Origin of the sequence: Microcoleus sp. S13_C3 (genome assembly GCF_036700905.1) — a bacterium.
In the GTDB taxonomy this organism is placed as follows: Bacteria; Cyanobacteriota; Cyanobacteriia; order Cyanobacteriales; family Microcoleaceae; genus Microcoleus.
The window spans coordinates 1-13,640 of record NZ_JAUBPT010000074.1; the positions used below are offsets into that span (position 1 = coordinate 1).

At 47.6% G+C, this 13,640-nt stretch carries 9 protein-coding genes; 3 read left to right on the forward strand and 6 right to left on the reverse strand.

From position 1 onward, the window contains the following. The first annotated feature begins 229 nt into the window (after positions 1 to 229). Both argZ and QUA16_RS20170 read left to right on the forward strand, forming a co-directional pair. Positions 230 to 2,344: a bifunctional arginine dihydrolase/ornithine cyclodeaminase gene (argZ, locus tag QUA16_RS20165; protein WP_333106884.1), complete on the forward strand. Its 2,115-nt coding sequence runs from the start codon at positions 230 to 232 to the stop codon at positions 2,342 to 2,344. Between the two features lie 180 nt (positions 2,345 to 2,524). After that, complete coding sequence (locus tag QUA16_RS20170) at positions 2,525 to 2,704, forward strand: hypothetical protein (RefSeq protein ID WP_333054604.1); 180 nt, start codon at positions 2,525 to 2,527, stop codon at positions 2,702 to 2,704. Between the two features lie 165 nt (positions 2,705 to 2,869). On the opposite strand, the gene QUA16_RS20175 is transcribed toward QUA16_RS20170, so the two are convergent. Continuing rightward, complete coding sequence (locus tag QUA16_RS20175) at positions 2,870 to 3,367, reverse strand: tetratricopeptide repeat protein (RefSeq protein ID WP_333106882.1); 498 nt, start codon at positions 3,365 to 3,367, stop codon at positions 2,870 to 2,872. Positions 3,368 to 3,472: 105 nt separating this feature from the next. Next, a complete protein-coding gene (locus tag QUA16_RS20180) occupies positions 3,473 to 3,970 on the reverse strand; it encodes a hypothetical protein (RefSeq protein WP_333106881.1) in 498 nt (165 codons plus the stop codon). 908 nt (positions 3,971 to 4,878) lie between these two features. Between QUA16_RS20180 and QUA16_RS20185 the strand changes: the two genes are divergently transcribed. Further along, positions 4,879 to 5,196 carry a hypothetical protein gene (locus QUA16_RS20185; RefSeq protein ID WP_333106880.1) on the forward strand — a complete coding sequence of 106 codons (318 nt, stop codon included), beginning with the start codon at positions 4,879 to 4,881 and terminating at the stop codon, positions 5,194 to 5,196. A 416-nt stretch (positions 5,197 to 5,612) separates the two neighbouring features. On the opposite strand, the gene QUA16_RS20190 is transcribed toward QUA16_RS20185, so the two are convergent. The 4 genes from QUA16_RS20190 to QUA16_RS20205 all read right to left on the reverse strand — a co-directional run bounded on the left by QUA16_RS20190 (position 5,613) and on the right by QUA16_RS20205 (position 13,528). Further along, positions 5,613 to 6,758, reverse strand: a complete 1,146-nt coding sequence (locus tag QUA16_RS20190) for a citrate synthase (protein WP_333106879.1) — start codon at positions 6,756 to 6,758, stop codon at positions 5,613 to 5,615. A gap of 233 nt (positions 6,759 to 6,991) precedes the next feature. Continuing rightward, on the reverse strand, positions 6,992 to 7,486 hold the full coding sequence (sixA, locus tag QUA16_RS20195) for a phosphohistidine phosphatase SixA (RefSeq protein WP_333106878.1): 495 nt from the start codon (positions 7,484 to 7,486) through the stop codon (positions 6,992 to 6,994). A gap of 70 nt (positions 7,487 to 7,556) precedes the next feature. Then, positions 7,557 to 11,198, reverse strand: a complete 3,642-nt coding sequence (locus tag QUA16_RS20200; protein ID WP_333106877.1) for a diguanylate cyclase domain-containing protein — start codon at positions 11,196 to 11,198, stop codon at positions 7,557 to 7,559. A 1,055-nt stretch (positions 11,199 to 12,253) separates the two neighbouring features. Next, entirely contained in the window at positions 12,254 to 13,528 is a 1,275-nt protein-coding gene (locus tag QUA16_RS20205) for a bifunctional oligoribonuclease/PAP phosphatase NrnA (protein WP_333106876.1), read from the reverse strand. Positions 13,529 to 13,640 lie beyond the last annotated feature (112 nt).

Here is a 13,640-nt window from a genome sequence, read left to right on the forward strand (position 1 = left end):
CGCCCGTCCTTTTTGGACGGGCGGGACGCCCATCCCACTTTCAAGAGTGGAAGTTATTTAATTCTCATTCCTTAGTGTAATCTCATTTTAAACATGATATAATAAAGAGTTAGCCTTTTGAGGCTCCAGACGTTGCGCTGCTAAAATTAGTAGTGAATATTACAGTTGCTATTATACAAACTCTGTCAACATACGTCTGCTGTAGCGTCTACCACATTTTAACTGAATTATGACTGACTCAATTCGCTTCCTCATGTGTGCTCCCGACCACTACGATGTGGATTACGTGATTAATCCGTGGATGGAAGGAAATGTCCACAAATCATCGCGCGATCGCGCCGTCGAACAGTGGGAAAAACTCTACCACGTCCTCAAAGACAACGCCGTGGTAGACCTCGTACCGCCGGCAAAAGGCTGGCCGGATATGGTTTTCACCGCCAACGCAGGCTTACTTTTAGGCAATACCTTCGTCCTCAGCCGTTTCTATCACAAAGAACGCCAAGGCGAAGAACCCTATTTCAAAGCATGGTTTGAAAGCAAAGGTTTCACCGTGCACGAACTCCCGAAAGACTTGCCGTTTGAGGGCGCTGGCGATGCTTTACTCGATCGCGAAGGACGCTGGTTGTGGGCCGGATACGGCTTCCGTTCCGAGCTCGACTCGCACCCGCTACTAGCAAAATGGCTCAACATAGAAGTGCTTTCCCTGCGTTTAGTTGACGAACGTTTCTATCACCTAGACACCTGTTTTTGTCCTCTGACAGGCGGATATTTGCTCTACTATCCAGCAGCATTTGACTCGTATTCCAACCGCTTAATCGAAATGCGAGTTGCGCCGGAAAAACGCATTGCTATTGAAGAAGCCGATGCCGCAAATTTTGCCTGCAATGCGGTCAATATTGACAAAGTTGTGGTAATGAACAAGGTTAGCGAAGCCTTGAAAACGCGCATTACTCAGGCCGGTTTTCAAGTAATTGAAACGCCGATGAGCGAATTTCTGAAAGCGGGCGGCGCCTGTAAGTGTTTGACGCTGCGGGTAACGGAACCGGTGCAAGAAGATCGCTCGGCAAACGTGATGGTAGAAAGCCGCACAATTCGCATGGAAGGTCACTTGCTCGATGCAGGTTTAATCAGCCGCGCTTTAGACTTAATTGTCGATCTCGGTGGCAGTTTCCAAGTGCTCAATTTCAATCTGGGAGAGCAGCGGCAAAGCACATCATCTGCGGACGTTAAAGTTTCGGCTCCTTCCCACGATGTGATGGAAGAAATGATGGGAATGCTGATTGACTTGGGTGCAGTGCCGCCACCACAAGAGATTTGCGACGCTATTTTAGAACCGGTAGTCCAAGATGGCGTTGGCCCGGACGACTTTTATGTAAGTACAATTTATCCCACGGAAGTGCGGGTAAATGGTCAGTGGGTGAAAGCGCAAAATCAGCGGATGGATGGTGCTGTTGCTATTACTGAAACCGCTGATGGCCCAGTGGCTAAATGCAAATTATTGCGCGATTTAAAAGTAGGAGAAAAAGTAGTTGTTGATGTGGTCGGCATCCGCACCATCCGCAAAACAGAATCGCGGGAACAGCGCAATTCTCAAGAATTCAGCTTTATGTCGGGCAGCGTTTCTAGCGAGCGCCGCGTAGAATTGGTCGTGGAACAAGTAGCCTGGGAATTGCGCCAAATTCGCGATCGCGGTGGCAAAGTTGTAGTTACGGCGGGGCCTGTTGTTATCCACACTGGCGGTGGCGAACATTTAGCGCATTTGATTCGCGAAGGTTACGTGCAAGCGTTGTTGGGCGGAAATGCGATCGCAGTTCACGACATGGAACAATCAAATATGGGAACCTCTTTAGGGGTTGACATGAAACGCGGTATTGCTGTGCGCGGCGGACACCGGCATCACTTGAAAATAATTAACACTGTGCGGCGTTACGGGAGTATTGCAAAAGCTGTTGAAGCAGGGTTGGTTACTAACGGTGTGATGTACGAGTGCGTGAAGAACAATATACCGTTTTCTCTTGCCGGTTCGATCCGCGATGACGGCCCACTTCCCGACACGCAAATGGATTTAGTTAAGGCTCAAGAAGAATATACTGAGCTGTTACGAGGTGCGGATATGGTGTTAATGCTGTCGTCTATGCTGCACTCAATTGGTGTGGGAAATATGACGCCGGCTGGTGTGAAGATGGTCTGTGTGGACATTAATCCGGCGGTGGTGACGAAATTGAGCGATCGGGGTTCGATCGAGTCTATTGGAGTTGTTACCGATGTGGGATTGTTCCTCAGTTTGTTGGTGAATCAATTGGATAAGTTGACCAGCCGCCATCATGTAGCTCAATCTGTTTAGATTCGGCGGTTGAAACCGCTTCTTGTCAAAACAAGTCAAAATCTGTACGCCAACCCACAAGCCCGCCGGGGGTTAAAAACCCCCGTCTCATAGCGAAAGTCCTCTAAAAGAGGACTGAAAAATACATTTTTTACAAGCATTTTAATGTTTTTTTCCAGTCGGTTTCAACCGACTTTCGCTATGAGACAGGGGTTTTCAACCCCTGGCGTACCAGGGGACAAAACCGATCGCTCACCGTGGCGTAAAGGCATAAAAACAGATCGCTCCTTGCCAAATTTGCCACAAACTATCTCACCTTTATATCGCGATCGAAAACCCGGTTTCTTGAGTGCGATCGCCCGTCCTCTCAAATCAAGGTAGAAACCGGGTTTTTGCCATGATAAATATTGCCTCTCACCCACAATACCCAAAAAAACGCTTGAGTACGATCGCCCGCTAATTTTGTGCGTGGGGCATCAATAATACTGGCTAGCGGCCACAGGTAACGTTGCTCGTTATATTTTTTTCAAAGGTTAAAATTCCCAGTCATCGCTGCTGTATCCGCTGAAGTTCTTGCTGAACATTTTTGAGGCGAGACATCATGTACTCAAAGCTTTCTCTATCTCCTTGAGCATTATAAAGGTTGGCTGCTGTTTGCCAGTCGGCAACTGTTGCTCTAATATCTTTTAAGTTAAGACGAACAGTACCCCGAATGCGGTAAGCATCAGCATAATTAGGTCGAATGCGGATGGCATTATTGCAGTCTCCAAGTGCAGCAGGATAGTCCCCGATCAGAAGTCGTGACAAACATCGGCTTTGGTGTGCTTCAGCAAAATTAGGATTGATTTTGATAGCTTGGGTGTAGGCTTCAATTGCTCCTTTATAGTCTTTGTTATTAAAAAAGTCGTCACCCCTTGTATAGAAGTCTGTGGAACTCGCTTGAGATATAATAACTATGGGAGCATGGCTAGACGCAGCATTAGGGGTTATACCTATTGTCAGTGGAATTGCCACGATGGTGATAGCTTGGTATAGAAAATTCATGATTAAATTGATGGGTGTATGTAAGTATATTGATCGCATTTTTAAGCTTTTTATCCTTTCGGTTCGGGCGATTTATGAAATAAAGAGGATAGATTTTAATTCCCCTTAGTCGCTAGAGTCCCAATCCTCAATTTTAACTTCCAGTCCACCCATAAAACTTACTCCTAACGAACTTTTAACAATGGATTCGTTGATAGCAACTGATTGACCCGGCTGTAAAGTTTGATTAATGATGACCGGCTTCGTGTAGAGAATTGTATTGCCTTTACCGATCTGAAGATCCGGGATACCAATCTTAATGGGTCTACTGCTGCGGTTCGTGATTTTACCTGTTACCCTAACCAGGTATGGATTGTCGGTGGATTGTACCCTCAAACCAGTGGCAATCAAGGGGTTTTGATTTCGTTCTATTGCCTTTATAGCATCGTCTATCCGTCCTCTCTCACATAGTGGCTCAAGGGATATGTGGTTGCCCGTTTTGGGATCTGTCCAGAAACAGCCCGGATACTCTTGAGCGATCGCACCGCTGTAACCCAAAGGCAAAAACGGAATTACGACAGCAGAAAGGGAAGTCGCCACACGCAGAAGTTTAAGTCTGGCCATAACACTTGGTTCCTTGAGCTTTTCTAGTTTATTGAGTGCTCAGCCTACAGCTTTTTTCTTAGAACCGATCGGCGTCAGCGCTTTGAGAATTCTCTCGAATAGCCTTTTGCTTACAGCTACCGCTTTATGTCAAGCTCATCTTTATCACTCCTCCACATACTATAGCGATCGCCCCTAAGCTGAAAAGCGGGAAAAGACGGATCTTTCTAACCTTTCGGTTATAAGTCGGAAAAAGACGGATCGAGGCGGTAAAAGTCGGATATAATAATCGAAGTTTCTCACAGCCTTGATAATGGATATTCGCGAGGTACTCGAATTTGTAGATCAAGTTGTCTACGATAAGACAGGTAAACGCCTCAGTCAGGAACTCAGGGCTAAAGCCACTGAGCTTGTAAGAAATTGCAAGCTATTCTGACCAGACCCCTCGCAAGAGGAAACGTTATTTAGGTCACGACACCGGAGAATGCGACGCTAGTTTTCCCCTCTGTCATCTGCAATTAAACAGTTTTAAAGTCACTGAAACAGTGTTGCAGGTCTAACAAGCCTTTATAACAGGTCGAAGCGAACATTACCCCGCAAGGGAGGCTCCACAAGAGCAAACATTATGCGTACAGGGTTGCAAAGTTTGAGGCGGTAACTGTCCTGTCGAAAGTACATTACAAAAGTACACTGAACCAAGCAACTCCAAGGCGGTAATGGATAAAGAAAGATTCAAGGCGATTGAAATCGCCGAGCCGTTTTCCTCTCAGGACTGAAGTCGCTGAGTTTCCCACTTACCGAGTGTTTTTTATGATTTACAGCGTGGAATTATCGAGGGAACTCTGAATCGACAAAAGTATGCTGAGATTGCCGATAGTTATCGTCTTTCGGAAGGTCACGTTAAGGATAGAGGTTACGAGCTTTTGCAAATGTTATCAGATGTGTTTGATGAACCCGTTGATAAACACAATCTTAAATCGGTTTTAGAACGGAAAGGAAATCTCAATATTAGTTTTGGCGATAACAATATTAGTAACATTATGGGTTACATCAATATTTGCTCCGATCGCCCCACTCCTACCCCAAATAAAAGCCGGCCTGCGACTCCTGACTTTCAGCGATACCAGTATCAAGCCAAGATTGAAATGGTTGGTAAGTTACGCCAATTCGGCTTGAAAGACGAGCAAATAGCAGAGTTGCTGGGGCTAACTTTGGAGGAAGTTAAGCAGGTACATTCGGAGGAATAAAAGTACGGTGCGCCTCCCCCGCTTACAGGCCCAGTAATATCAAATCCGGTAGCATCGGAATTATTCCTCTCTGTATTCTCTCCCTCTGCGTTCTCTGCGCCCTCTGCGGTTAAATCATTCCGATACAACCGGAAACGATATAATGTAGCGCGTTACTGGGGTGGTTGATATTAATATTGCAATAAAAAACCTCAGACCAGCAAGTCTGAGGACCGGAGTTCCTGAAAATCGTCACTTCTTACTATTGTCGCCAACCAACACCACAACATACAAGAGGGGTGCAACCCAGCACGACAGCTTTTGGCAGACAGAGATTGCTTCGTGACTCGGAAGGCGAAAGCAATTTTTAATTCCACACTTCATGAAAGCAAAACAATTATTCTCGCCATTTACATATCTGGGTTGATAATTTAGCTTTAAGATGGGAGTCTGTCCTCGATCGCAATATAAGGAGCACCGTGAGTCCCCGTATATATTTGAGTCGGGCGGTAAATGCGGTTTGCTTCTAGCTGTTCCTTCCAGTGGGCCAACCAGCCAGCAACGCGGGCGATCGCAAAAACTGGTGTAAATAAGTCCAGCGGAATTCCCATTTTGCGGTAAACCAAACCCGAATAGAAATCTACATTTGCATAAATTCCCTTGTGAGCTAGTTTTTCCTCAACCACTTCTTCTAACTTGATAGCAATGTCGTAATAATCGTCGTGGCCGAAGTTCTCAAACAACTGTTCCGCTAACCTCTGAAGAATAGTTGCTCTCGGATCTTTCACCTTGTAAACTCGGTGACCGAAACCCATGATTTTGTCCTTATTTGCAACACTCTTCTCGACAAAAGCCCGCACGTTTTCTACCGAACCAATTTGCTCCAACATATCAATCACTTCTTCATTAGCTCCCCCGTGCAGCGGCCCCGCCAAAGTGCCAACTGCTGAAGCAATCACTCCGTAAGGGTCTGTCAGTGTCGAAGCTGTTACCATTGCCGAAAATGTAGAGGCATTAATGGTATGTTCAGCATGGAGAGTCAGACAAGTGTCAAAAATGCTAGCTAACAGGGGATCGGGTTCTTGCTCGTTGAGCATATAAAGAAAGTTAGCCGAGTAGTTCAAGTCATCCCTCGGCCGCACCGGATCATTTCCCCGTCGCATTTGCTGGAACGCTGCTACCATTGTGGGAATCTTAGCTAGCAGCCGCACTACAGCTTCTCGAATGTATGCTGGGTTAGCCAGAGCTCTGCGAGAGTAGAACAAGCCCAGGGCGGCAGCTGAAGCTTGCAGGGCATCCATTGGATGTCCTCTTTCTGGAAAGCATTTCATCATGTCCCGGATGCGATATTTGATCCGGCGGTGATAGCGAATTTCATGCTCGAAAGCTTCTAGTTCTTCCTTTGTCGGAAGTACCCCCCAGATTAATAAATATGAAGTTTCGAGAAAGGAACTTTTCAGCGCCAGTTCCTCGATGCTAATCCCGCGATATTCCAGCAACCCTTTTTGTCCATCGACGTAGCTAATGCTGGACAAGGTGGCGGGAACACCTTCTAAACCTGGTTTGAATTCGCCGACGACCATTGCGATACCGTTTTGTGTGAGTTCAATCTACTAAAAGTACATTACCAGAAACGAAGATAGTGTCACAGTCTTGACAGATTATCATTTAATTCGGGTTCAGAAACCGGGTTTTTCAACAGACAGTCCGATCGCACCGCTGCGTATTGTCGCCCCTTTTTCCCGGTTTCCCCGTCCCAGAATGCGGGTTTAAGAGGGCTGGCGCGTCCTGTTAATGTCGGGGCAGTTCCCTGTTTCTACTGCAGCAAAAACTTGGGCGCAGTTAGCCAAAACATTTGGCTGCGGCCCACAGGGGAACCCGTTTCCGGGAGGATTAAGCCGATGATACCTGCTTTTTTGAGAATGAGGGCATCTTGCGATCGAGCCCAAAGCAAAGTTTCTGCCCAGTGGCCTAAGTCTGGTTGGTGGCCCACCAGGGCCAAGCTGCGGCTACCTATTTCCTGCCACTGTTTGTACCACTCCAGCCAGTTCCCGATGTCTCCTGAAGGTGCGAGGGTGGCGGATTCTTCTATTTGGGAACTCAAACCGACTGTTTGCAGGATTTGCGCCGTTTGCTGGGCCCGCAGTAGGGGACTGGTGAGAATCAAGTCAAACTGAATTTCGAGTTCGTACAGCCGTTGGGCAATTTTCCTGGTTTTACGATCGCCCTCTTTAGTCAGCGGGCGTTCAGAGTCTGTATCATATTCTTCGGGTGCGGCGGCGATACCGTGCCGGATCAGATAAATAACCATATATCAATACTTCCAGGCATTTTATTATCCCGTTTTTCTAGGAGCGGTCTAGGAGATACCTACCTTTTGCCTATTCTACAACTGGATTGAAATCTGGCGCCGTCATCTGGTTGGCGCTTGTGTAGCGATCGCGCCCTTGTCGTTTCGCATCATATAATGCTCGATCGGCGAGGGCAACGAGTTCATCCGGTGATGTTTCCGCACTGGGAATCACAGTTGCAATTCCCATGCTAACAGTCACGATCGCGCTCACATCAGATTGCTCGTGAGGGATTCCCAAATCTCGGATTGCCTCTCGGATCGACTCAGCAACCGCGATCGCGCCATCCGCATCCGTATTCGGTAGGATAGCAGCGAATTCTTCGCCCCCGTAACGTGCAAACAGATCCGATGAACGTTTAACCGCAAGTGCCGCCGATGAAGCCACTTTTACTAAACAAATATCCCCAGCTTGATGTCCGTAGCAATCGTTATATCGCTTGAAATAATCTACATCCAACATAATCAGGGACAACAACTGCTGTCCCTGGTTCAATCGCTGCCATTCCGACTGCAATTGCTCATCGAAACAGCGACGGTTTGCTACTTGGGTTAACCCATCTGTCGCGGCGATTAATCTGTCTCGCTGAGCCTGATTTCTGAGCATCTCCTCTGCCTGCTTGCGTTCTGTAATATCAGCAAAAGTTGTTACTACCCCATAGGGTTGAGACTGATTCATTTGGAACAGCGGTTGCGAATTAATCGAAATCCAAGTCAGCGTTTTATCCGATTTGTGAATGCCCATAACCACATTTGATACCGGTTTTCCCGTCCGTAGGGTAATCATTGCCGGATGCTGTTGGCCGGGGAAGGGAGAGCCATCTTCCTGAACGGTTCGCCAGTCTAAATCTATGGATGTACGCCCCATCATTTGTTCGGGGGTCAGTCCGAGAATCCTTGCGGCACTAGCATTACAGGTAGTAATTTGTCCGTCTGCTAGCTGAACTACGACGCCTTCAGTCATGCTTGTAATCACAGAACGGTACCGTTCCTCGCTCTCGAGCAATTGACTCAGGAGAATGTTTTTAGCATCAAACTCTGAAGCCAGATGCAGGCTACCCCCCAAAAACCCCGCCATCAGTTGTAAGGTATGAATATCGGACTGTGTAAAGGCACAGGGTTTAGCTGAAACAACTTTTAAGACGCCCACCCGATCGTCCTGATAGAACAAGGGAACAACCACCAGTGACCGGATACCAATGCGCTGACAGACAGACTGCTCCACCCGTGTATCGGTTTGTGAATCATCGCAAAGCATGATTTGGCCGGTGGCAATACATTTTCCCGATAAACTTGTCCCTACTTTGATCCGTAATCCCACATAGGCGCTGGCGATACCGCTCGCTGCCCGATACACCAACTCTTCCCCTTCCAGCATTTCAATCACGGCCCCATCGGCACCGAGCGATTTTTGAGTTCGATCGGTAATCACCGCCATCACTGCATCCAGGTTAGGATTGGGGGTGGCGATTTCCTGTTGGGTGGCAATCACCACCGCCAGACGCTCGAACTCTTGTTGCAATGCTGCTTCTGCTTGCTTGCGATCGGTGATATTTTTCATAAAGCAGTGATGCCCGATCGATCGCTCCTGCGAGTCGTAGGCTGCCAACATCACCACCTGCTTGTAAAAGATCGAGCCATCTTTCCGGATACCCCGGGCCTCAACCTCCACTCGGCCGCAGGCTAGCATTTTTTGATAAGCGGCCCTCATCCTGTCGCAGTCTTCGGGATGAACTGTTTTCTGCCAACTCATACCAACCATTTCTTCAGGCTGATAACCTGCTAGATTCGCGTAGGCTTGATTAACGGTGATGTACCGTCCGAAAATATCCAGCCGCGAGATGCCCTCAACGGCATTAGCAAGAGCTGTACTCAATTCTCTGAGTTCTGTTTCCGCCTGGACAAGATCCGTAATGTCTTGGCATGTACCAAACAACCGAATGACTTTTCCCTCTGCATTGAGTTGAACCTGTCCTCTGGCTTCGGTATGGCGGATAGAACCATTCGGGCGCACGATTCTGAGGCGCAATAGATAAGGCTCTGCGTGAGAGAGTGCTCGTTGAACTACCCGGTGTAGCTGTTTGGCACTTTCTGGATGGTAAAGCCGCAGGTTTTCTTCATAGGTAGGTTCGCCCAGGGCCCTGGATCGTCCCAAAATCTTGAAGAGTTCGGGAGACCAGGTAATTTTACCGGCAATCACGTCAAATTCCCAGCTACCGATGTGGGCAACCCGCTGGGCTTCTGACAACCGGGTTTCACTCTTTTGGAGGGCTGTTTCTACCTGCTGGCGGTCGGTAATGTCTTTTTCGTTCACGAGCAACATCGGGTTGCCTGTTACCGGGTCGTTGGTACACCGCACGTCGATCCCATGCCAGCGAATTCCCGCCAGAGTAATCACTTGAGCCTCCGTGCTAAATACCTCACCGGACTGAATAACTGCCATTGCTCGCTCTCCTACTTGAGAGTCAACAAAGCGGCTCAGAAAAGCATTATCTGTCGCACAGCCAGGGTGCAGCGCATCCCCGTAACAGCCCAAGGCCGCCGGGTTTTGCAGCAGCGGCACACCTTCGAGGGTGTAGAGCGAAACCATTAGCGAGGTGTGTCGGATTGCCTCGATCGATCGTAGGGTTTCCGGTTCGATTTGAGGAGCGGTTTCGACCTTACCCTCCACCAGGATTGCCAAACGCCCGCTATCAATCCTGATGCCAGAGCACCGACAGCCGACAGAAACAGGCTCACCGGCCGGGTAAAACGTCCACTGCTCAGACAAGGTTTGGCCTTGCTCAAACTGCTCCAGATAGCCCTGCAAGCGAATCCGAGTACACTCTGACAACATATCCCTAAAGTTGTGGCTCGCGAGTTGCTGTCGCGTCGAAGCATTCCACAGGTACAAGGAGGCTTGGTTGGCCCACCGGATTTGCCAATCCTCAATATCAAATATCCAGATCGGGTTTTGCAACAAGTCAAAGGCTTTGAGGTGAACAATTTCCCCACTCAGGGAACAGGCCAACTCTGGTTGGAGACAATTTTGATGATTGACTCTTGGCGCGCTTTCGGTATTGGGCTCAGTTTGATTTGGTTCTGTTTCGAGTTCCGGCGGTTGAGTTGGCCCCAGCACCGGGCCGTGAGATTCCAAGTGCCGCATCCTCAACCCGATGTGCATTGCAACCTGTTGCAGGATCTCAAGGTCGAGAGGTTCCCACTGACGCGGACTTCGGCATTGATGAGCAATCAACAGTCCCCAAAGCTTCGGAGATTGCTGCTGTTGGTCATTTAGCAAGATGGGCGCAACTAAATTTGCCTGAACTTGGATGCGATCGAGCAATTCGACATCACAAGCTTGAAGATCACCAGCGTGAATATCAGAAATGGCACTCGTTTGTCCCTGGCTGTAACGCTCTACCCAGTTTGCTTCCAGGCAAGGGTCAGGAATCACTTGCCCCTGGATGGGCCGCCACCGATCGCCAACAGATTCAGCAAATACTACCCTATCTCTATGCGGTAGGAAGCGATAAATAATCACGCGATCTGTTTGCAGCAGCACCCTGGTTTCTTGTAGCGCACATTGCAGAATTGTCTCCAGATCCACGAACTCGTTGATTTTAAGTGCAATTTCTGAAACTTTTTCTATGCTTTTCTCTAACGACCAAGAGAAAGTCTGTTTTGTAGACATCTCCGTGTTCCTTGTTTTTTCCAGCTATTTTCTACTATTCTAACCCGCGACAAATAAATATAATAATTTGTTTTAAATCCTAGGAATCGCTAGCTGGGCTTAGAAAAAAACCATATTTCTGTTGCCAGCCAAACTTTTTTTTGATTGCTACAATTACTTTTAGTGTATCATTTAGCCTAGAGTTTAGGTTGTTTTGCATCTATTTTGCTTTTTCTCAAGCGTTTTTTGGCTAATTTTTATCAAAAATCTCCTGTCCCAACTATAGCAATCATAAATCCTTTGTGAATTTCTTACTCCCTCCCCTTGGGTTCGGGGAGGGTTGAGCTAAAAAAAATACGACTCCTGCAAGGATTGCTATATAAGAACTTGTGATTGATTGAGCGAATAAATAATAAAATCTCAAAAAATCACCCCTGTCTAATTGTTAAAACTTAAGAACTGTTGGGGAGCTTAGTAAACTAGAACAAACTAAATTTGCCCCCCAACCTGGTTTTTTTTACCATAATACTTCGTTGTATCGGGAGCATCTCATATTTGTAAAAACACTTCTTCTGGCTCCTTCCTTCTTCCTCTTCCCTCCTGCCTCCTGCCCCGCAGCATCGGGCCTCTAAACTCCAATTTCTAGCTTGCCTGCTTTCATTGAGATGCTCCCGTTGTATCCCTTGACAATAGTTAAAAAACCCGGTTTCTTTGGTGTATGATTTTGGGAAATTGGTAGAATTTTTATTACTGTTAGTCCTGGAGGGATAAATCGGGTTTTTCAACCCCCTTACTTCGTTAAAACTGACATCTTACACCATTGTCCATAAGCTTTTTATGCACAGGCTTTCCGGCCTGTTTATGGCAGAGGTGGACTGGGCGTAAGTTCAAACCCTCAATAAGAGTTAAAAAACCTGGTTGATGAGAGTTGGAGTGCGGGCAGGACTGATTGTCAAGTTAAGATTTGGCCCGGAATGAGCAAAAAACACGGCAAAACCTGGTAGCAACGGGAGGTCTAACCCAGCGGCATTCCCAGGCTGTGGCTGGAATCAAGACCGCACCTAAAAACTCCAGAGTTAATGATCGTAAACAGGATTGTCTTTAGGACTAATTAAATTCAGCAGTTTTTGCTTAATCTGAGCATCAAATACTTCCCATTTCAGCCTTGCATAATCGCTCTTCTCATTCCCGCCGGAAAGAAACCCCACGGGAATTTCAAAACCTCCGGCTTGACTTCTACCACCCCCAAAAAAGCGTCCTTGAGCATCTTGACCGAAGGCTTCTTTAATGAATTCGTCGGGGTCGAGAGTAAGTTTATTAGTTCGCAGGGAGCCAATTACTACTTCAATTTCTTCGTCTTTGTCGTGAACAATTGCGTAAACAACGGCTGTATGTACGTTCTCTTCTGTTACTAAAAAGTCCGCCGCTTGGGGAATAGAATCCCGATCGTCATAGCGGAGGTAGCCGATGCCGGCGATCGAAAAATTGTTCTGGACGGTGCGGTGTTTGAGCGATCGCTCGATCGCGTCCATCACCCACTTAGAACGAGACGACTGTAACACGGCATTCAGCAACTGCGGGTCGTAAAACCTGCTCAAATAAGCCGCAGCTAGAAAGTCCTCCTCCTGAGCTTGTCTGAGGGCGATCGTATCCGATCGCAAACCGTGCATCAAAGCTGTGGCGCACTTGATGTGCAGACTGACGCTGGCGTCGAGATTTAGCAGTCCAGCCTGTAAATACTCGGCAAAAATCGTGGCTGTAGCGCGGATTTGAGGGCGCAAATCGGTAAATTCTGCGTTCATTTCCCCCTGCAAATTGTGATGATCGATGACGGCGGCGATCGGAACTCCAGCCGCTAAAATATACTGGGTTAAGTTACAAGTAGTCCCTTGGTTGTCAATGAAAGCGCAGCCCTGAAACACCGACAAATCCTTAGTTTTTACTGTTTCCACCGTCCAGCGCTGCAACGGCAACCCTGTCAATTTAACTAAGGCAATATTTTCTTGGTGGCTGAGGGCACCGGCGTAGATAATCTCGCATTGGATATCGTATTGTTCGGCGATTAATTTGTAAGTCCAAGCGCTGGAAAGTGCGTCGGGATCTGGAAAATCTTGCAGCAAGATTAACTGGCGAGTGCCTTTGTGCCGATCGAACATTTGGCGCAATTGCTCGACTTTGCGATCGTGCAATTCCTCGCGGAGACGGCCGCGATTCTCTTCGGAAACAACTTCGGCTTTGCTGCGCCGTTTCCCAGGGGCACTCACTGCGGGTACAACCTCGCTGCTGGCCTCAAGTTCACCTTCGCGATTGCCGGATGTTTCATCGGAATTGTTAGGGGGATGGTCTTTCATCGTTGAAAATTAACAATTTAACTATTTCAGGATTTGCACGACATTCGATCTTAAACCCGGTTTCTTTGTAGATGCCTTTTTGTCAAAGCCCATACTTTTTACGACAAACCTG

Excerpts from the sequence above, each read along its gene's own strand:
- QUA16_RS20180 (WP_333106881.1), bottom strand. The coding sequence starts at position 3,970 with ATGGCCAGACTTAAACTTCTGCGTGTGGCGACTTCCCTTTCTGCTGTC.
- QUA16_RS20200 (WP_333106877.1), bottom strand. The coding sequence starts at position 11,198 with ATGTCTACAAAACAGACTTTCTCTTGGTCGTTAGAGAAAAGCATAGAA.
- QUA16_RS20190 (WP_333106879.1), bottom strand. The coding sequence starts at position 6,758 with ATGGTCGTCGGCGAATTCAAACCAGGTTTAGAAGGTGTTCCCGCCACC.
- QUA16_RS20205 (WP_333106876.1), bottom strand. The coding sequence starts at position 13,528 with ATGAAAGACCATCCCCCTAACAATTCCGATGAAACATCCGGCAATCGC.
- QUA16_RS20175 (WP_333106882.1), bottom strand. The coding sequence starts at position 3,367 with ATGAATTTTCTATACCAAGCTATCACCATCGTGGCAATTCCACTGACA.
- argZ (WP_333106884.1), top strand. The coding sequence starts at position 230 with ATGACTGACTCAATTCGCTTCCTCATGTGTGCTCCCGACCACTACGAT.
- QUA16_RS20185 (WP_333106880.1), top strand. The coding sequence starts at position 4,879 with ATGTTATCAGATGTGTTTGATGAACCCGTTGATAAACACAATCTTAAA.
- QUA16_RS20170 (WP_333054604.1), top strand. The coding sequence starts at position 2,525 with ATGAGACAGGGGTTTTCAACCCCTGGCGTACCAGGGGACAAAACCGAT.
- sixA (WP_333106878.1), bottom strand. The coding sequence starts at position 7,486 with ATGGTTATTTATCTGATCCGGCACGGTATCGCCGCCGCACCCGAAGAA.